The 19,255-nt window shown below is 68.0% G+C and carries 15 protein-coding genes and 2 pseudogenes; 9 read left to right on the plus strand and 8 right to left on the minus strand.

All coding sequences use genetic code 11. The features are described 5' to 3' along the window. The first annotated feature begins 404 nt into the window (after nt 1–404). From AB0E78_RS40290 to AB0E78_RS40305, 4 genes and pseudogenes are all read left to right on the plus strand, one after another. Nucleotides 405–1,991, plus strand: a complete 1,587-nt coding sequence (locus AB0E78_RS40290) for a hypothetical protein (RefSeq protein ID WP_361844188.1) — start codon at nt 405–407, stop codon at nt 1,989–1,991. 102 nt (nt 1,992–2,093) lie between these two features. Next, nucleotides 2,094–4,949, plus strand: coding sequence for an AAA family ATPase (locus tag AB0E78_RS40295; protein ID WP_361844235.1), 2,856 nt, complete (start codon nt 2,094–2,096; stop codon nt 4,947–4,949). A 270-nt stretch (nt 4,950–5,219) separates the two neighbouring features. Continuing rightward, nucleotides 5,220–5,360 (plus strand): annotated as a pseudogene (locus AB0E78_RS40300) (transposase); the annotation flags it as partial. A 165-nt stretch (nt 5,361–5,525) separates the two neighbouring features. After that, complete coding sequence (locus AB0E78_RS40305; RefSeq protein ID WP_361844191.1) at nt 5,526–6,191, plus strand: GNAT family protein; 666 nt, start codon at nt 5,526–5,528, stop codon at nt 6,189–6,191. Nucleotides 6,192–6,203: 12 nt separating this feature from the next. Here AB0E78_RS40305 and AB0E78_RS40310 read toward each other — a convergent pair whose 3' ends face one another. The 4 genes from AB0E78_RS40310 to AB0E78_RS40325 all read right to left on the minus strand — a co-directional run bounded on the left by AB0E78_RS40310 (nt 6,204) and on the right by AB0E78_RS40325 (nt 9,547). After that, nucleotides 6,204–6,632, minus strand: coding sequence for a transposase (locus AB0E78_RS40310; protein WP_361844194.1), 429 nt, complete (start codon nt 6,630–6,632; stop codon nt 6,204–6,206). Then, nucleotides 6,550–7,149, minus strand: a complete 600-nt coding sequence (locus tag AB0E78_RS40315; RefSeq protein WP_361844238.1) for a winged helix-turn-helix domain-containing protein — start codon at nt 7,147–7,149, stop codon at nt 6,550–6,552. The genes AB0E78_RS40310 and AB0E78_RS40315 overlap by 83 nt, the downstream gene beginning before the upstream one ends. 95 nt (nt 7,150–7,244) lie before the next feature. Continuing rightward, nucleotides 7,245–7,727 carry a hypothetical protein gene (locus AB0E78_RS40320; protein ID WP_361844196.1) on the minus strand — a complete coding sequence of 161 codons (483 nt, stop codon included), beginning with the start codon at nt 7,725–7,727 and terminating at the stop codon, nt 7,245–7,247. 386 nt (nt 7,728–8,113) lie between these two features. Further along, entirely contained in the window at nt 8,114–9,547 is a 1,434-nt protein-coding gene (locus AB0E78_RS40325) for a beta-propeller fold lactonase family protein (RefSeq protein ID WP_361844199.1), read from the minus strand. A 645-nt stretch (nt 9,548–10,192) separates the two neighbouring features. Between AB0E78_RS40325 and AB0E78_RS40330 the strand changes: the two genes are divergently transcribed. From AB0E78_RS40330 to AB0E78_RS40345, 4 genes are all read left to right on the plus strand, one after another. After that, nucleotides 10,193–11,392, plus strand: a complete 1,200-nt coding sequence (locus AB0E78_RS40330) for a serine hydrolase domain-containing protein (RefSeq protein WP_361844202.1) — start codon at nt 10,193–10,195, stop codon at nt 11,390–11,392. 405 nt (nt 11,393–11,797) lie between these two features. Next, nucleotides 11,798–12,328 carry a DUF664 domain-containing protein gene (locus tag AB0E78_RS40335; RefSeq protein WP_361844205.1) on the plus strand — a complete coding sequence of 177 codons (531 nt, stop codon included), beginning with the start codon at nt 11,798–11,800 and terminating at the stop codon, nt 12,326–12,328. Between the two features lie 1,074 nt (nt 12,329–13,402). Then, nucleotides 13,403–14,323 (plus strand): teichoic acid biosynthesis protein C, encoded by a 921-nt coding sequence (locus tag AB0E78_RS40340; protein ID WP_361844208.1) that lies wholly within the window; start codon nt 13,403–13,405, stop codon nt 14,321–14,323. 663 nt (nt 14,324–14,986) lie between these two features. Continuing rightward, nucleotides 14,987–15,367 (plus strand): hypothetical protein, encoded by a 381-nt coding sequence (locus AB0E78_RS40345; RefSeq protein ID WP_361844210.1) that lies wholly within the window; start codon nt 14,987–14,989, stop codon nt 15,365–15,367. 256 nt (nt 15,368–15,623) lie between these two features. Here AB0E78_RS40345 and AB0E78_RS40350 read toward each other — a convergent pair. The 4 genes and pseudogenes from AB0E78_RS40350 to AB0E78_RS40365 all read right to left on the minus strand — a co-directional run. After that, nucleotides 15,624–15,820 (minus strand): annotated as a pseudogene (locus tag AB0E78_RS40350) (transposase); the annotation flags it as partial. Between the two features lie 50 nt (nt 15,821–15,870). Further along, complete coding sequence (locus AB0E78_RS40355) at nt 15,871–16,086, minus strand: CGNR zinc finger domain-containing protein (RefSeq protein WP_361844213.1); 216 nt, start codon at nt 16,084–16,086, stop codon at nt 15,871–15,873. A 663-nt stretch (nt 16,087–16,749) separates the two neighbouring features. Next, nucleotides 16,750–17,148 carry a hypothetical protein gene (locus tag AB0E78_RS40360; protein WP_361844216.1) on the minus strand — a complete coding sequence of 133 codons (399 nt, stop codon included), beginning with the start codon at nt 17,146–17,148 and terminating at the stop codon, nt 16,750–16,752. Between the two features lie 395 nt (nt 17,149–17,543). After that, entirely contained in the window at nt 17,544–17,999 is a 456-nt protein-coding gene (locus AB0E78_RS40365; RefSeq protein WP_361844219.1) for a hypothetical protein, read from the minus strand. Nucleotides 18,000–18,179: 180 nt separating this feature from the next. Between AB0E78_RS40365 and AB0E78_RS40370 the strand changes: the two genes are divergently transcribed. Continuing rightward, a complete protein-coding gene (locus tag AB0E78_RS40370; protein ID WP_361844222.1) occupies nt 18,180–19,163 on the plus strand; it encodes a helix-turn-helix domain-containing protein in 984 nt (327 codons plus the stop codon). The last annotated feature ends 92 nt before the right edge of the window (nt 19,164–19,255 follow it).

Here is a 19,255-nt window from a genome sequence, read left to right on the forward strand (position 1 = left end):
CGCACGGACTCAGGTCCCGCACGCTTCTGAGTCCGTGCGGCCGCAATCCGCCGCGAAGGCGCGGCCCTTGGGACACGCACCCCGGCCGGTCATGGGGAAGCGCTGTCGGACGAACGGCGCGGCCGGGGCGTGTGAGGCCGCACGGGCACACGGGGCCCGTGCGGCCACCCCCTTCCCTCTGGCCGGATGTCCAGACCGCCAGATACTCGGGCGAATCGAAGAATCCATCGCCCGAAGCTTGCAGGACCAAGGAATCAGTGACTAAGAATGATATTCGGGGAATGATTCGCAGCCTCTGGCTGGAATTTCCCTGTCCTAACATGAGGAGCAGTGCAATGGGCACCAGGCGCCGCAGTATCGGTACGACGGCCAGAATCCCGGCCGCAGGCCGGCACGGCAGACGAATGACCCCAGCCCGCCTCACCACCGTCGTCGCGGCCGGAGCCGTGGCCGTCGGCGGAATCGTATGGGCGCAGAGCGACGAACAGCCCGCGCAGGCCGGCCCGCAGGCACAGTCGGCGACCGTGGAACTGTCGCAAGGCCGCCTGGCCTATACGCCCGACAAGAGGGGCAACCGGATTCCGGACTTCTCCTCGGCCGGCTACCGGGGCGGACGCACCGCCATCCCCGAGGTGCCCGTCGCAGCGACATTGTCGGCTGCAGACAAGGGTGACGACACCGGCCGCATCCAGGCCGCCCTCGACAAGGCCGCGGACCGCCCGGCCGGCGACGGCGTGCACGGCGCGGTCCTTCTGGGGCCGGGCGAGTTCCGCGTCACCGCCTCGCTGAAGCTGCCCGGCGGGGTCGTGCTGCGCGGGTCGGGCACAGGAAGCAGCGGCACGCTCCTGCGCGCCCAGGGCACACCGGGCTCCTTGATCACCATAGGGTCGGATGCCTCCTACACCCGCGTCGGCAAGCGGGCGAACATCGCCGACCCCTACGTGCCGGTCGGCGCGACGAAGCTGGCCGTGGACAACGCCGCCGACTTCAAGCGAGGGGAGCGGATCGTCGTGCAGCGCCCGACCACCCAGCCATGGATCAACGCGATCGGCATGGACAAGATCCCGGGCGGCGAGGCGTGGACGCCCAACTCGGGCCAGCTGTCCGTACGCACCATCACCGCCGTGTCCGGCAACACCCTCACCCTGGACGCGCCGATCACCACCGCGATCGAAAAGAAGTACGGCGGCGGCACCGTGTGGCACTACACCTTGGATGGCCAGGTCAGTGACGCCGGCGTGGAGAACCTGGCCGCCGACGCGACCGCCTTCACCAAAGACCCCGACTACGACCGTCCCGAAGACGGCAAGAACCGTGAGGCCGGCGCCTTCGCTTCCCGGCTGCTGACGGTGAACGCCGCGCGGGACGTGTGGGCCAAGGACGTCAAACTGACCCACTTCGGCTCTGGCTTCTACGTCAACGACAACGCAAGCCGCGTCACCATCGAAGACGCCCAGGATCTGGACATGAAGGTGCCCGACGGCCTGGCCCCGCCACCCGCGTTCATGGTCGGCGGCCAGCAAGTCCTGGTGCGCGACACCACCGTCACCGGCGACCGCGTCCACGCCTGGACCACTCAGGCATTCGCCGCCGGCCCCAACGTCTTCACCCGCTCCACCGCCAAGTCCCTCACCGGCAGCGGACAGGTCGACGCCGGACCGCACATGCGATGGGCATCGGGCACCCTGTACGACCAGCTGACCATCACCAGCAGCGACAGCGCGTTCATCGCCGCCAACGCCTGGGACGGAGGCACCGGCCACGGCTGGCAGGGCGCCAACAACGTGTTCTGGAACACCAGATCCGCCACGTACACGGTCCTGGCCCCGCCGACCGCCGACAACTGGGCCTTCGGCCCCACCGGCAAGCAGGTTCCCGGCAAACACGACGCCGCCCTGCCCACCACGCCTGACGTCGGCACCATCGTCAGCCCCGGCACACCGGTCCAGCCGGCCAGTCTCTTCACACAGCAGGTCCGCGACCGCGGATGAGCCACGCCGGGCGGGCCCTCACGGGGGGAGGGCCCGCCCGGCGCCCCGCAGGCACACCCTCGAACGCCGACGCACCGCTGTAGCTAGGAGAGCTTGTCCACCGTGAACGTCCCGCAGCTGACACCGGCCAAGCTGGTCGGGCGCACCGTTCAGCTCGACCAGCTCATCCAGGCCGCCGCGCACCCGCCCAGTCTCATCGTTGTCAGCGGTGAGGCAGGGGTCGGCAAGACGCGCCTGGTCACCGAGATCCTGAAGACCGTTCCCCTGCGCGACCGGCTGCACCTGAGCGGCGGGTGCATCGAATCACCCCACCCGCCCCCACTCGAACCGCTCATCGGCGCACTCACCGCTCTGCCCCCTGAAGCGCTGGACGGCCTGCCGGCCCTGGCCGGAGCGCTGGCCCCCTTGCTGCCGGAACTGGCCCACCTGCTTCCACCGCCGCTTGGCCCGCTCGGCGATGCCCGCGCCGAACGCCATCGGCAACTGCGCGCCGCCCACGCCCTGCTGGACCACCTGGGGTCGGCCGTGCTGGTCCTGGAAGACCTGCACTGGGCCGATGCCAGCACCTGGGACTTCCTGCGTCAACTGACCTCCCGCCTCCCGCGGCAGCTCAGCCTCATCCTCACCGACCGAGCGGACAACCACCGCCCGGCCTCTTCGCGCGCGCTCTACCACCGCATCCCCGGCACCCTGCTGCACGAAATACGCCTGGAGCCCCTCACCACACAGGAAACCGGGGAATTCGCCGCGCAACTGCTGGGCGCGGAGACCGTCTCCGACGACTTCGCCGAGCGGCTGCACCGACGCACGGCCGGACTGCCCTTCGCCATCGAAGAAGTCCTGCGCCTGCTCACCAGCCACGACAGCCCGCCCTCCGTACAAGGCGACCGGCTCGAGCAAGCGGGCCTGCCCGTCCCGGTCAGGGACGTCCTGCTGCACCGGCTCAACGCGCTGCCGAAGAACGCGCGTTCGGTAGTCGCCGCGGCGGCCGTCGCCGGCCGTGCCGTCTGCCTGGACCTGCTCGGCGACATCACCGGCCTTGACGAACCGGACACCCGCCACGCTCTGACCCTGGCGCTCGATCACGCCGTCCTGCACCCCAGCGCCGGGGCGACCTACGACTTTCGCCACTCCTTGGCCCGCCAGGCCGCCTACGAGGCGATCTGCCTGCCCGAACGACGCGCCCTGCACCTGCGCACCGCCAAGGCACTGCTCGCCCACTCCTCACCACTCCCCCTCGCGCAGATCGCACACCACTACCAGCAGGCCGAGCGCTCCGAGCAGTATTTGCGCTACACCGAGGCCGCCGGCGACCGGGCCGAAGCCCACGGCGACTCCACCGCCGCCACCGAGCACTTCCACACCGCCCTGCACGAGCACCCCTCCTCCCGTGCACGCATCCGGCTCGGCCTCAAACTCGGCCGCGCCGCCATCGCCGCCATGCCCCACCCTGCGACCATCACCGCCCTGCGCCGCCTGCTCACCGAAGACCACCTTCCCTTGCGCGCCCGCGGCGAACTCCGCCTCTACCTGGGCACCTTGATGCGTAACCAGACCGGAGGCGGCCTGGACGGCATCAACGAGATCGCCCGGGCCGTACGCGACCTCACACCCACCGCGCCCGATCTGGCTGCCCGCGCTCTGTCCGCCATCGCCATCGCCTCCCTCAAGGGCTGGCCGCTGTCTCAGCACCTGTACTGCCTGGATCAGGCCGACCAACTCATCCACCGCGTCACCGACCCGGTCCAGCGCACCGCCATCACCGCCAACCGCGCCAGCGCCCTGATGCTCAGCGGATCTCCCGACGCCTGGGAGGCAGCCCGAACCCTGCCCGCCCAGACCGAGAACCCGGCCGAAGAGGTACAGCTCGCCCGCGGCTGGATCAACCTCGCCCACGCCACCACCGCTCTGGGCCACCCCGAGGGAGCCGGCGACTACCTCGCCCAGGCCGACGACATCCTCCAGCGCAACGGCATCCCCTACCTCGAAGGGCTCGCCGAAACCGCCCACCTCTTGCTGCGCTGGACCACCGGGAGCTGGAGCGGGCTGGCCGAACGCGCCGACCGTGCCGCAGCTCTGTACGCGGACATCCCCGATCTGGCTGCCGAAGCACTCCTGGTGCGCGGGCTGCTCCACCTCCACGCCCAAGGAGACACCAACGCCGCCCGTCACGATCTGCTGCGCGCCGCCCACAGCACGCAGCTGGACACCGGTATCGTCCTCACCGCCTCCGCAGCCGGTATCGCACGCATCCACCTCGCCGCCCAGCGCCATGATCAAGCCCGTACCGCCGCAAACGAAGCCCTGCACTACATACGCCGCACCGACGGCTGGATCTGGGCCACCGACATCGCCCCCACCGCCCTCCACGCCCTCGCCCTGATGGGCCACCTCGATCACGCCGGCCAGCTCGTCCGCGACTTCGCCCACGGCATCGACGGACGCGACGCCCCGGCAGCCTCAGCGGCCCTGATCACCTGCCAGGGCCTGCTCGCCGAAGCCGAAGAGCGCCATCACGATGCCGAACGTCTCTTCGCGGAAGGTGAAATCGCCTGGCAGCGTATCGGCCGGCCCATCGACCAGGCGGGTGCCCGCGAAGCACGAGGACGCTGCCTGCTACCGCACCACCCACAGCAAGCCGAACAACACATCGCCACAGCCATCGACATCTACCGGCGCAGCGGCGCCACATGGGACATCAGCCGCTGCCAACGCCTGCTGCGGCGCCACGGCATCGTCCTCGCCCAACGCCGCGGCCCCCTCGGCTACGGAGACCAACTCTCCCCTCGGGAAGCGGAAGTAGCACTTCTCGCTGCGCAAGGTCATTCCAACCGCGAAATCGCCGCGCGACTCAGCGTGTCCCACCGCACCATCGAACAGCACGTAGCCAAAGCCATGCGCAAACTCGGCGTATCCCGCCGCAGCGAGCTCGCCGCCGCCAACCCAAACAGCGCCTAAAAGAGCGTTTTGTCCCGGCGAGGTTGTTCGGTGGCGCTTCGGGGGGGGGTGGGTTGCCGAGGAACGTATGAGGCAGACGAGTCTGATGCGGTGCATGGGACAGGTGTCGTCGTTCGAAGGGCCGATTCTTGTCGGTCGCTCCTGTCTGATCCCAACGCACCCCCGCTTGAACTCGTTTGCACCCTGGGGAGACGGCCTGCTCGACGGTACTACCGAAACATGACGCGACAGCGCCCGTATCCCAGCGACCTTTCCGACACGTGATGGGAACTGATCGCGCCCACACTCACCACCCTGCCGGGCCGAACGGCGAGGCAAGGGCCTGGACATCGGCCGACCGCCCGAGCACGACCTGCGCCGCATCATGGACGCCATCCTCTACGCGACCGCACCGGCATTGCCTGGCGTTACTGATCTCGGCGTATCAGGGTCACGGTGTGCGATGTGGGGACGGCCCTGATCTGCGTCCGGCCACTGCTCCCGTCCGCTTGGTGGATACGCTTTGCTGTTCCCCTGCCAGAGAGCTGATCATGAGGCCATTGCCAGAGCTGATCGACAGCAGAAGGCGGGGGCTTTGTGGACGGCTTCTATGATGTGGGCCCCCTCACGGGCCAGCTCGTAGTGCTGGAACCCTTGGGCATCGAGCATGTCCCTGGCCTGGTGGCAGCCGCTCAAGCAGGTCGGGATCGCTATGCCCTGACCGGGGTCCCAGCGGACGAGGCGGAGGCGCGTGAATACGTCGCGCGGACGATCGCCGGGCGCGATACGAACTCTGTCTTGGCGTTCGCGACCTATAGCCGTCGCACGGAGCGAGTCGTGGGATCAACGAGGTTCTGCAACTTCGAGCACTGGCGATGGCAGGACAAGCACCGACGGCGTGCGGCAGAGATCCCGGACGCGGTCGAGATCGGCGGTACGTGGCTCGCCCAGGACGCGCAGCGCACGGGTGTCAACCGGGAAGCAAAGCTGCTGATGCTGCGGGTCGCTTTCGAACGATGGGCAGTGCACCGGGTACGCCTGCGCACTGATGCGCGCAACGAACGTTCACGCGCCGCCATCGCTGCCCTTGGCGCACACTTCGATGGGGTGCTTCGCGCGGAGACTGCCGGGTACGACGGTGCGATCCGTGACAGCGCGACGTACTCGATTCTCCACTCGGAGTGGCCGACCATCAGGGAGACGATCGAAGCCTCCCTGAGCCGTCGGCGTGGCTCCGTCGAGCCGCTCGCCGCCGGGAAGTGATGAGTTCGACCGTCAGCGGGGTGAGGGTTTGAGGGTGAGACCCGCTCCGGCTATGAAGCCCTCAAGGATCTCGGGCCGGTACTGGAGGCGTTTGAGCCGGTTGCGGACGAATGCCTCCAAGCGGTCGAGGGCGACGACGGCGAGGTTGGCCGGGCTGTGTTTGACGTGCGCCCATACCCATTCCACAGGGTTCAGATCCGGCGAGTAGGCGGGCAGCAGGAACACCGTCAGCCACTCACGATCGGCTATCAACTGCTGCATCCTTCGGGAGACGTGGGTGTTGAGCCGGTCCCGCACCAACACGATCGGTACCTTGACGAGTTGGTGTGCACCGTCGATCAGCGCGATGAAGTCGCGTTCACCCATGCTGCGGCGCTTGCCCTTGCCCGCAGGGTGGGAGATCAGCCGGTGACACGACCGGGTGCGCGAGCCGGGTCGCATCGCGATCAGTCCGGCCACCGACAGCAGATGTAGCCCCCGCAGGCCGCCCGGGCTCTTTTACCTCCGCCCAGGTCGCCTCCTTCCACACCTCTACGGCCTGCTCGTCGCGCTCAGCCACGCGTCGTGCGGGTACCTGTGGGGAGAAGCCGAGCCGATGCATCAATCGCGTGGCACCCGAGACGCTGTAGGAGACGTGGAGCTTCCGGCCCATCAGGGTGGCCACCCTCGCGGCAGTCCACACCTGGTCCTCCACCCAGCCGTGCGCGGCCGGCCCCTGCTCGAGATACACGGCGAGCCTGGCCAGGCAGCGAGGCGACAGTCGGCGCCGTGATCCGCCCGGACCACGCGAGGCCAGAGCGGGAGCCCCGCCATCCCGCCACAGTTGGTGCCACTGGTAGGCCGCCTTCCGACTCACCCTCAGCTGCCTCGCGACCTCCGGCGGCTTGATCTTCTCCTCGAACAACTCAGACGCCTGTGCTCGTACGGCCTCACGGCGCTGACGTCCCGCAGCAGTCAGCCCGCCCCCATCCGCGTATCTCACACACCACGGAATACAACCAACACCCCTACCTCATCAGGGACTCCGAGAAAGATCACCCTGACGAGCCGAAGTCAGTAACGCTCCGCGCGGGGGTCGCCAGCGATCTCCAGGCGGGTCAGCAGCCGCTGGCGTAAGCCGGCGTCGTCGGCGCGGCTGAAGGTTTGCGCGTAGCGGACGGTTAGGGCATCGATGATGGATGCGGCCTCTGCCGAGGCCGGAGCGATGCCGGCATCGAGCGCGCGGCCGACGCTGTCGCGGACCGTCTCGGTGAGGTCGTGATGCAAGCCGGTGATGTCGCCTTGGGCGCGCTCGGCTGCCTGGTACTGCGCCATGCGGCGGACAGCGGCGCGGAAGTCGGGGTCCTGGGTGAGTTCGGCGAGTTCCACCCAGGCGTCGGCCTGATGGGGTTTGGGGTCGTCCGGCAGTTCGGGCATGGCCGAGCGAATCATGTCGACGAAGTCGGCGTTGGCGTCGAACCCGCCACAGGTGTCGTCGATGAAATCGGTGATGAGGCGTCGGCGTTTGTCGTCGGAGAGCTTGGCAAGCTTGTGCATGAGGTCCATTCCCTCGGGGCTGGAGCCCCTTTTGGCCACCGCTCGCAACACCGCGCGCCGCAGTTCGCAGAGTGCGGATCTGTACCTCCAGGGCGTCGGCATGTGCGGCCGCGACGACGGCTTTCGCACGATCGTCCTCGCCCGGCCGGGCGCGCCATACATAGGATCACCGCCACCGTGCGGGGGTTGAGACCGTCCTGCAGGCGGACCTGTCGTGGAGTTCGGAGTGAACGCGAAGGATCGCGGGCTCTCAACGATCACTTACGTCTGGTGCCGTCGCTTCTCTCGCGATGGAGCCCGATCCCCGTACCACTGCCCTCCGCCGGCTTGCGCTGGTGGAGGGCAGCTCTCGCGCGCGTGGGGGGGAGCATCCTGCGGAGGCGGTATCAGGGGCAGGTGACCAGGATGACGGACACAGCGGTGCACGTGACGGATGCGCTGTCGTTGGCCGGGTTGGAGTCGGTGGGCGCGGAGGTGGTGCGTACCCCGGTGACCTTGACCTTGCCGAGGGTCAGCAGGTGCAGCGGGACGCGGAAGGTCTTGTTGACGCTCGCGTTGTCGGCGATCGCTCCGTAGCTGCAGGTCACTGTCGTGGCGGCGGCGGTGCATCCGGCGGGCAGGTTGGTGGCGGCAGCTCCCGGCGGGAGCTTCGCTGTGAGGGTGGCCGAGGTGACGGCGCTGGGGCCGGTGTTGTGGGCGGTGAGGGTGTAGGACAGGTAGGGCACCAGGAGGCTCAGGTGCGGCTGAGCGGTGAGGTTCACGTCGATGTCGGCGGCCGCCGGTGGCGAAGCCGGTTTGAAGGCGATGCCGTAGGGACTGTTGAATCCGCTGACTGTGGTCATGACGGTGTTGCTGCCGGTGTCGATCACCGAGATGGTGTCGCCGGACCGGTTGGTGGCGTAGGCAGCTGTGCCGGAGGGATTCACCTCGACCTTGGCCGGACTGTCGCCGACCGGGACTGAAGCGATCACGGCGTTGGCCGCCGTGTCGATCACTTTGACGTCGTCACTGCCTGCGTCGGTGACGTAGGCGCGCGTGCCGGACGGGTTGAACGCGACTCCGTTCGGGCTGGTCCCGACCCCGAGGGTGGCGGTGACCGTGTTGGTCGCGGTGTCGATGACCGAGACCGTGGTCCCGCCATTGTTGGTGACATACGCGCTGGTCCCGGATGGGCTGACCGCGATACCGGAGGGCTGGTCGCCCACCGGGACGGTGGCGGTCACCGTATTGGTCGCCGTGTTGATGACCGAGACCGTGTCGTCACCGTTGTTCGTCACGTAGGCGGTGGTGCCCGCCGGGTTCACCGCCGCCCCGTTCGGGCTGGTCCCGACCGCGACGGTGGCGCTGACCGTGTTGGTCGCGGACGCGATGACCGAGACGGTGCCGTCGGAGATGTTCGTGACGTACGCGCGGGTCCCGGATGGGGTGAACGCTACGGTCAGCGGATTGCTGCCGACAGAGACGGTCGCGGTGACCGTGTCGGTTGCCGTGTCGAGCACCGAAACGGTGCCATCGTCGAAATTGGCGACGTATGCCTGGGCGCTTGCCGGGTTGACCGCCACGCCGAGGGGATTGCTGCCGACATTGATGCTGCCGGTGACGGTGTTGGTGCTCGTATCAACGACCGAGACCGTGTCACCACCGAAATTGGAGACATACGCTTTCGCGCCGGCAACGGCGTGAGCGGGCTCGCTGAGCACCGCTACTCCCGTCAGCGCCAGAGCACCACTGGCAACAAAGGAAACCAACCGGCGACCCCAGGAAGGCAAACGGCCGGGTCTGGTAGGTGCAGAACGCAAAGGACTTCCCCCTTCATCCACTCCGCACCCTGCCAGGCAGATCCGACGGACCTTCATGGACCGGCAGCGGTGCGGACACGCACGCCCTGCCGCCTGCGGCTCGCTCGCCCCGCAGGCAAACACGGCCCTACTCAGTGCGCGCCGGGCCCACGGCGGTTTCATCGCTCCCGGGACACGGCGACACACATGGCACGCGCCACCGCGGTAGAAGCCAAGCCGCGGTAGCCCTACTCCGTCCCGGATACCGGCAGAGCCGTATCCGGTGAAGTCACAGAAGCATCCCGCTCCTTCACTGGCTCCGGTACGGAACTCCGCAGTTGTCCGTATCTCGCCAGAAGCTGGCCATCCGCCGCCTTGACACCGCTGCAACAGGCAGCTGACAACAGCTCCCCCTCCCCCCGCGTGGCGACGGTGAAGCCGTTCTCGGTACGGCCGCGAACTCCGCCGGGCAAGCCCAGTTGGTCAGGGGCTGTCCGGGCCGCCCCTGTGGCTCCGAACGAGTGGACTCCTCGGTGTGGAATCCGCAGCGGAAGAGGCGTGGTGGGTCGGGGTGGTCATCTTCTTGCCGACCGGCCCCGACCGACCAGGCCGTCCCCGACTTTCCCGGACTTTCCCGGACTGTCCCGGACTGTCCCGGACTGTCCCCGACTGGATGAGGTATCCCGCATGAGACGTTCCCCCTCCCGCCGTCTACTCTGCGCCGCGCTGCTCGCCATGGCCGTATGGGCACCGACAGCAGCCGCTCCTGCCGCAGCCATCGACGTGCCCGACAACGCCCATCCCCGCAACAACGACTGCTCGTCGGACGGGCTCGGGCGCAAGCTCACCGCCCGACTGGACAAGACCATCGACGACGTCGCCCCGAAGGCGGGGATCCCCGGCGTCGTCGTCGGGCTGTGGATGCCCGGCAAGGGCTGCTACGTCCGGGCGAAGGGGGTGGCCGACACGCACACCGGCGAACCCATGTCCGCCGACTCCTTCGTCCGGATCGGCAGCGAGACCAAGACCTTCACCGTCACGGCGCTGCTCAAACTGGTGCAGGAGGGCCGGATCGGGCTCGACGATCCGATCTCCAGGTACGTCAGAGGTGTGCCCAACGGCCATAGGATCACGCTGCGCCATCTTGCGGAGATGCGCAGCGGGCTGTTCCCGTACACCGCCGACCCCGGCTTCGTCCACGACCTGCTGAGCAACCCGCAGCGCACCTTCACCCCCCGGCAGTCCCTCGCGTACGGCTTCAAGCACAAGAACACCTTCGGGCCCGGCAAGAAGTTCCAGTACTCCAACTCCAATCTCGTCCTGCTCGGCCTGGTGATCGAGAAGGTGAGCGGGCATCGGTTGGCCGACTTCATCCACCACCGGGTGCTGCGCCCCGCGCACTTGCAGCGCACGCTCTTCCCGCAGGGCAACGAGTTTCCCCATCCGCACCCGCGCGGCTACACCAACCAGACGCTCAGCGGTGAGGTCGCCGACGCGACGCACTGGAACCCAAGCTGGGCCTGGGCAGCCGGTGCGATGATCTCGGACCTGCACGACCTGCACCGGTGGGCCAAGGTCCTGGCCACCGGGGAACTCCTGAGCCCCAACGTCCAGGCGCAGCGACTCAAGACGCTCCCGACCGGCATCCCCGGCCTCAGTTACGGTCTGGGCATCTTCAACGCCAACGGGTGGATCGGGCACAACGGTTCCATTCCGGGGTACGAGACCGTGACGGTCTATCTGCCCGCAAAGAAGGCCACCCTCGTGATCATGATCAATACGGACATCACGAGCAAGGGCCAGGAGCCGTCCACCGTCCTCGCCCGGGCGATCACGGCGGTCGCCACTCCGGACAACGTCTATGACGGCTCGGTCACCCCTCGCTAGGGTCCGTCCGCTCCCCTGCCGACCAGTCACATCACGGGTAGGCCATGGCGCCCCCGGCAGGCTGCCGGGCCGGGGGCCGCCCCACCCACCGCCAGGACGACGGCCGTGTGCCCGCAGGGGATCGAAGATGCCGGGCCGTCGCCCGGCAAGGTCCGCTTCCGAAACGAGGTGGTACGACACAGCGGTCCGGTCCATCGAGGTCAGAATGCTGGTCGGCATGACCGGGACCGAGCAGTCAGGCGCGTTCCGGATCCTCCAAAGCATCATTCTTTGCCTGCGCGACAGCAACGACGGGGGGCGGCCCCGCGGAGCTTGCGGCCTGCCCTCCAACAACTGAGAGCCGACGACAGGCCAACGTCACCTGCCATTCCGGCGTGTACCCACCCGGGGGGTGACTATGGATGGATGAACACTGCGGAGCTTTTGGCGGATGCGTTCGATCGTGTCCAGGGCGAAGTGCATGCTGCCATCGACGGGCTTTCGTCCGAGGACCTCGCATTCCGTCCGGACGACAAGGCCAATTCGATCGTGTGGTTGGTGTGGCACCTCACCCGCGTCCAGGACGACCATGTCGCTGACGCGGCGGGCCGGGAGCAGGTGTGGACCGCCCAGGGCTGGTCCGACCGGTTCCAACTGCCCCTCGGTGAGGAGGAGACGGGGTACGGGCACACGGCCAAGCAGGTGGCGTCGCTCAGTGGCGTCTCCGCCGACCAGTTGCGCGGCTACTACGACGCCGTCCACGAGCAGACCCTCTCCTTCGTGCGCGCACTCGACGACGCGGCTCTCGACCGCGTCGTCGACGAGCATTGGACGCCGCACGTCACGCTCGGCGTCCGGCTGATCAGCGTCATCTCCGACGATCTCCAGCACACGGGCCAGGCCGCGTACGTACGGGGTCTGCTGGAGCGCCGTGAGCGCGGTGGATCCAGCGGCTGAAGCCTGGCCCGCACCCAGCCGGGCGGCCGTGACGACTTCCCCAGACGCAACTGGCCCCAACTCACGAGACTCGTCCACCCTCGCAGGTTCATCAGCTCTGCCCGTCAGGAAGAGCCGCACCCAGACAGGAAGAGCCGTACCCAAACGCGATGGCCGCCGAGGAGCCGCCCCGTCGACGGCCGGTCACCAACGGTCGCCGGCCATCACCGCGCCGCCAGCGATGCAAACGGGAGTGGCAGCGGTGCACACCCTCTTCCAATGAAGCATGAGCGGGCCCCGAGGAACCCCGGGGCCCACCTCTGCTACTGCCCTTTACGCTTTCGTGTCACCCCGGAGATCGCGAGTACGACCACAACCACGAGCGCGACGGTCAGCAGCCACAGGGGCATCGCGGGCCCAGACGCGCCTCGGGCAAGCGATCCTGCAAGGCACTGCTCCATCCACGGAACCTCACTTTCTCCAACTGCTTCTCTGCCCGCCCCTACGCCCATTGACCCGCGTAGTACGACGCCGTGAAGCGGGCCCCTTGACCGGCCACTCCCGCGGCCCCTCCCCTGGGAACCGAGAGAGCGGCCAAACCCGCTTCGCATGCTGTACCCGTGCCGCGCCCGCCCAGATCCCGATGAGGCTCATACCGCCCTGGCTCATGTAGAGCCGCGAACCGGGGACCGCTATGAGAACCTGCCCGGCATACAGCTCGGGCCGGCGCCCGTGGATCCCGCCGAGATCAGCGGTGTCACGGTCGAACACGGGCGACGCGGCGACATCCTCGACTGGCTCGAGAAACGCCCGGGCCCGGGCACACCCCCTACGGCTGCCCTCCGGAGGTCGGCCGTAGCCGGGCACAGCGAATGGCTGAACTTCACGGCACCACCGCGCGCCCGTTCCCCACGCAGGTGTACGGGCGTTGAAAGTGCTGAAATGCGACTTCGACAGGTTACCGATTCATCGACAGCGCCCGGACTCACGCCGCCAAGCCGCAGAACGGTGCTCGGTCTCAGCGGTATGGTGCTTGCGACAGCAGCGCTCGGCGTCCCAAAGGCCCTTGCCGCTGGCCGGGACAGCGCCCCGGACGTGCCGGGTGATCGCTTCGACCTGGCCGACTCCGGCGCCCGCCTGATCCACGAGAAAGCGCTGCACCACGCGACGGTGATGCAGTCCTTCGCCTTCGACGAGCTCCACGGTCACGTCTACGCGCTTCAGGTGATGCCCGGCGGGGTCCAGCTTCCGGGCGAATCGCGCACCTACACCCATGCCCAGCGGCACGATGCCGGTGACCTTTGCCTGAACCGGCTGTCGATGCGCGGCAAGCTGATGGGCCGGATGTACCTCAAGGGCTTCGGCCACGGCACCGCGATCAGCGTGGACAGCTCCCGCAGCAGCGGCGGCGGCGCCGTCACGCTGTGGGTCGAGTGCGACGCCAACCCGGCCTCCGGGTACGGGCGCGCGATCGGCCGCTTCCCGTACGCCGAGAACACCGTGCTGCACAGCGCTGACCGCCGTGTGACCGTTTACCGCCCGCACCCCGGCTCGGCCGCAAACTGCGCTGCCCTTGACCTGAACAACCGCCGTCTGCTGCTGCGCTACGCGCTCCCCGAGCGCCGTCGCTACGCCCTCTACGACCTGGACACCTTCGCTGCCGGGGTCTTCAGGCCGCTGATCGACTTCGCTCAGCCGGGCCTGGACCTCGGCCTGCCCTTTCAGGGCATGACACTGGACGGCGACTACGCGTACCAGTTGATGGGCTCCGGCCGCGCCACCAACAGCTCCTCAAAGCCGGACAACACGGTGCTGCTGCACTGCATCGACCTGCGCACGGGGCGGGTGGTGCAGCAGCACAAGTCCCAGGCCGGCCACCAGCTCACGCACCGCGAGCCCGAAGGTCTTTCCGTGCTGCACGGGTCCCAGGCGGAGGAACCGCAGCTGTGTATGGGCTTCGCCTCGGGCCCGGTCGGCGGACGAAAGTTCTCCCTCTACGGCCTGCCCACCCTGTAGCCAAGACGATGTCTTGATTGGCGACGTACGTAGGCTTCGTCCATGGTGAGTGGGCTTGAGCCGGCGTGCCGGATCTGCGGGCTGGACGTCGGCGAGGTGCGTTTTGACGATCAGGGCTTGGCCCTGTTCGTCATCTGTGGGTGCTGCGGAACTGAGTCCGGTGTCGGAGACGACACCGTGGCTCAGGCCCGTCGCGTTCGTGACCGGTGGATCGATGCTGGCTCCTTATGGTTCGAGCCCCAGACCCATCCGTCCGACTGGGAACTGCGGGAGCAGTAGCCCCGCGGGCGGCGCGCTGGCAGCAGCGGCCGGCGCGCTCGCCTGGGCGGCGGCCAGGATCTGGCGGAGCGCCCCCGCGAAGGAACTTGACCGGGCGGAGCTCGCCCGCGGGTAGAGACTCAGTCGGCGGCGCGGAGGGTCCGGATGACTGGGGCCCGGTAGGGCTGTCTTCGGGCTCCTCGATCGGCAGTACCTCTGTGCTGACGACGCCGTACTCGGCGACAAGGCGTCGCCAGGCCTCGGAAGCGTAGGAGCGAACCCAAGTCGCCCCCCGTCGCGCGCGTTTGAGGGTGTGGAGGCGCTCGCTTGATCTTGTCTCGGCCCCGATGAAAGAGTGTTCTTGTAGGTTGCATCCCGCATCTTCCGCAGACAGGAACGTTTGTCATGAGCACTCTCGGGTTCGCCGGAAAGTCATCCGTCGCCCTCGCACTGGCCTGCGCGGCCACGTTGTTGATGCCGGCCACTCCGGCCGCCGCCTCGGACTGGGACCGGAACTGCTACAGCATCTCGGCCCCCTACAAGGGCATCAGTGAGATCATCGGCAAGGCTGGCAAGACCCGCAGCGGCTGCACGGACGCCACGATATCCCTGCAGCGTCACCGCTGGTACGGCTGGGAGGAGGTCGACTGGACCCCGCTCGAAAGCGGCACCAAGATGGCGTGGTGGACCTGCACGGGTTCTGGCACCTACACCTACAAGACCGTCGTGGGCGTCGACTCCAACCTCGCCACCTACGAGAGCGCCGAACGTCGCTTGACCTGTTGAGGGCAAGGCCCGGCGGATTCGGTGAGAGGGTCACCCACTCCCGCCGCCCTGCTGCCGATGGTGAACGGGTATTGAGTGCAGAACACCTCGACACCCTCACCGCCCGGGCCAACCTCGCCGTCTCCTGCCGGCAGGCAGGGCGCACGGCAGAGACAATCACGCTCGAGGACGCGTAGACCCGTGCCATATCGGGACTGTCCAATCGCCAACGGGTCTTGCCAGATTTTCATAGCCAGTGATCGGCTTTGCCCTGTGGTCAGTTGAACAGGACGCGCTGACGGAGGAGAGCGTGTCCTGCATCCGTAGGTCTGGCGTTTGCAGAGCTTGATCTTGTTGTTGACGCCTTCGGTCCGGCCGTTGTGGTGGGGGCAGGGTGAGGGCGGCGTTGACGGCGGCTCGGGCGCGTTCGACGCCATTGGCGAAGGAGTACAGGAAGGGCAGTTCGGCTGTGCGGGTGCTGGTGCTGTCTGCGTCCCGCTGTCCGATCTCCCGACGCCGTTTATCTACCGCGCGTCGCCGTAGCGCAGGCACCACGATGCTTCAGCGGCTTCCGCGCTTGCGGCCCTACGCGCCCGGTGGGCGACTGCCTTGACACGGCTCTGGCAGGCTGGGGAGCAGAACTGCTTGGCGCTGTTGCGCGAGGTGTCGACGTCCCGGCAAGCGCGGTCCGGGGTGTTGGCCCGCCGGTTGAGGTGCCGGTCCTGGTCGCGCTGGTGCACGTGTCGCTGGCCTGGCGGCGGAAGTTCCGCACCACCTGGCCAATGCAGACAACAGACGCCGTCCGGAACCGGCACCCGTGATGTGCACGCGTACGGGCAGCGTGGCGTCGGGGGCAAGTTGCGCGCTGGCTGGACCGCATGCTCACCGGGGAACCGCGCCCGTCCACTGCTTCGTCGGCAATATCGCAGCGCAGCCGCGTCCTTGTTGCCGCTTGGGTTGCCCTAGCCCATCAAAACCTCGTCGACTTCGGACGCGCGGCGAACCGCCACCGGTCCCCCAGGGTCGCTGAGGTTGCCACTTGCCCGCCGTCGGGCGGGAATCTCCCGATCCTTGCGAGGGTTGAAGCCGTCTCCTACGTGAGCAGTTGGTGGCCGTGGGGCACCCAACTCCGGTCGGCTAAGAGGTGGCGAGAGCAAGGTCCCGGCCAACTCGCCATCCCCGCACACGACGGCGCGGGGTACATGGTGAAGCGACCCGAGCGGACGATGGCCCACGGTGGGAAGCCTCAGTACCTGCACTTCCGGGGCACGCTCCCGGACGGCCGTTCGGCGCGGAGCAAGAGATGCAGGGATTTCCAAGAGCTGTGACCGCTCAGTTGACACGCCTGGCCAGGTGGGCGCGGCGTCACGCATCGCGGCGGTGCAGCACCGCCGTCGCATGGATCAGGGCCGGTTGTACCACCCGCACTTGAGGGCGTTCGCATTGCTAAGACAGATCTTGACGGACGCCGCACCGCCGGGCGCATTCGCAGGGAACCCGGTATTGAACGGGTAGGTCACGTCGCACTGAGTGCTGCTGCTCCAGGAGCCGAGCTCGTTGCCAGAGGCGCCGTACGTGCTGAACTGCACCCTGTTGCAGCCGACGGCCTGTAGTTTTCCGCTGGCCCCGACCGACCGGTCGTACCACGTCAGGGTGCCGCGGACGGAGCTGGCACCGAGCGTGACGTCGAAAGGGGTGCTCGGGTAGGGGGCGCTCTGCGCGCCGACGGCGGTGGGAGCGCCCAGCAAGGTGCCCGCGGTCAGCACGACGGAACCGAGAGCGGCGGCGAGATGAGTCTTCATGCGATCTCCAGGAGGGGGACGACAAGGCCCGACACGCGGTCGCGTGCGGCATCAACCAGGTGCAGCGGACCAGGGCGGCGGCCCGGTTCGGCGCACTCGCCGCCTGTTGCGAAGCGACGATTCTCCTCGCTGCGATCAACGCACGGCTGTGGCCTGTTGGATGTGTCAGACCCGCAGGTCATGGTGGCCGCGATCGGGTCAGCGGGCTCAGCGGCGACAGGGCCAGTGGGAGCTGTGCGCCTGACGCTCTGGAGGGGGCCGACCGCGACCTTGCCGGGCGGCCCACCCAGAACACCAGCAACGTCCTGGACGGCTGCCAGATCCGCCGCTGTCCCGGCTGGCACCGCCACATGACGCTCAGCTGGCAAACCATCACCACAAAGACCGCTGTTGAACTAGTGCAGGCCGTCTATGCAGTAGCCGGCGCGGTAGCAGGTCACTCCCCTAAGGTAGTTCTGGTTTTCGTCGGTCATGTAGACCCAGATGTTGTCGGACCCACCGACGACGTTCGCGGCAAGGGTGAAGTCTGCCGGCCCGGATCGATTGCACCAGGTGCTGCTGCTCTTGAAGTCCAGTGAGGTGCTGCCGGCGAACGCCCGCGCGTAGACGCGCCGGCAATTGCTGGCCTTGAACACCGCGTCGATGCCGACCGACCGGTTGGACCAGCTGGCCGTGCCTTTGTAGTAGCTCGCCCCATACTCAATTGAGACGGTGGCGGAAGCGGCGGCACTCGCGGGTGTCGCCGCTAAGGCCATCGCGGCAACGGACGCGGCTGCGGTCACGGCCACGCCGGCCTTCCTCACGCGGCTGTTCACCTTCGAGGTGTCCTTCAATCTCACCATGACGACCACTCCCAGGTTCTTCGGGTGACGGGTGCACAACCTCACCGTCGTGCGGAGGCGACCGCCTCAGATCGGGCGGTGAACGTTGCTGCCGTTGTTCGGCACCATGACTCCACCACGCGGGGACCTCGCGCCGGAAAGTATTCGAGCCCGTTCAAATCCAACGCGACCACTGCTAGCGTCACGACGGTGCTCACCCTGCGTGTAGACGCCCATACCGTGGCCAGCACACGGCTGGCCCCCTCCCCCGCTTCGGAATCCATGGCGTGGCTGAAACTCACCGCCGCCTCGGGACGGCACCCAGTCTTCGGAGACCCTGGACCGCTCGCCCGCGCGTCACTTGCCCATCCGGACGTTGCCCTGCTCGCCGACCTGTTGCCACATAACGGCGATACCTACAGACCCGACCTGCTCACCCCGCAGCCAGGAACGGACGCACAGCGCCGCGATCTGATCGACGAGCAGATCGCGCACATAGAGGCCGCAGCGCAGGGCGACCTCGAAACCCAGGTACTCGCCCTCACCCGGACCCACTGGAACAGGCCGCTGCTGGCCAACACCCGTCGGATCGCGGAGTCGGGGCAGATGCAGCGACGTCTCGCCAACGGTCTCGCCCGGTTCTGGCGCGATACCTTGGCCGAGGGCTGGCCCGAACTGCGCTCGATCATCCATCAGGACATCGCCCACCGCGCGACAGCCATCGCCACCCACGGCGTCGGCCGGGCGCTTGGAGCACTCCACCCCGACATGGCTTGGGCAGGCGACACGATCACCCTCGCCAAGCCGTGGGATGCCGAAATTGATGTCACCGGCCGGGACTTGGTCCTCACCCCCGGCGTGCTCAACTGGCCCGATGTCATCATCCAGGTCGACACCCCCGGGCAGTTCGTCTTCTACTATCCCGCCCAGCGGATCGGAGCCGATCGGGATCGCAGGTGCGGAAAGATCGCGCAAGTGGTCGGCAACGCCCGCGCCACCTTGCTGGCGGACCTCGAAACTGCCCGGTCCACCGCGGAACTCGCCGCCCGAACCGGATACACCCCGGGGACCATCTCCTACCACCTCAGCGCCCTGCACCGCGCACGCCTGGTCACCAAGGTCAGAGACGGGCGCTATGTCTTGTACCAGCGGACCGCGCATGCGGCAGGTCTGCTGGAAGAGGCCCGCGGCTAGCTACTTGCCCCTGAAAAAGGGTTTGGGCTGGTGGCGGGGCCAGCACTGCAGGACGGCGCTGTGCCGCTGGCCTGTCGGCGGCCTGTCCCTCA

The sequence above is a fragment of the Streptomyces sp. NPDC032198 genome, from assembly GCF_040636975.1.
Classification (GTDB): Bacteria; Actinomycetota; Actinomycetes; order Streptomycetales; family Streptomycetaceae; genus Streptomyces.

Bases quoted from the DNA above. Each gene is read 5' to 3' on its own strand.
- AB0E78_RS40290 (WP_361844188.1), top strand. From the start codon at position 405: ATGACCCCAGCCCGCCTCACCACCGTCGTCGCGGCCGGAGCCGTGGCC.
- AB0E78_RS40310 (WP_361844194.1), bottom strand. From the start codon at position 6,632: ATGCGACCCGGCTCGCGCACCCGGTCGTGTCACCGGCTGATCTCCCAC.
- AB0E78_RS40320 (WP_361844196.1), bottom strand. From the start codon at position 7,727: ATGCACAAGCTTGCCAAGCTCTCCGACGACAAACGCCGACGCCTCATC.
- AB0E78_RS40330 (WP_361844202.1), top strand. From the start codon at position 10,193: ATGAGACGTTCCCCCTCCCGCCGTCTACTCTGCGCCGCGCTGCTCGCC.
- AB0E78_RS40335 (WP_361844205.1), top strand. From the start codon at position 11,798: ATGAACACTGCGGAGCTTTTGGCGGATGCGTTCGATCGTGTCCAGGGC.
- AB0E78_RS40345 (WP_361844210.1), top strand. From the start codon at position 14,987: ATGAGCACTCTCGGGTTCGCCGGAAAGTCATCCGTCGCCCTCGCACTG.
- AB0E78_RS40360 (WP_361844216.1), bottom strand. From the start codon at position 17,148: ATGAAGACTCATCTCGCCGCCGCTCTCGGTTCCGTCGTGCTGACCGCG.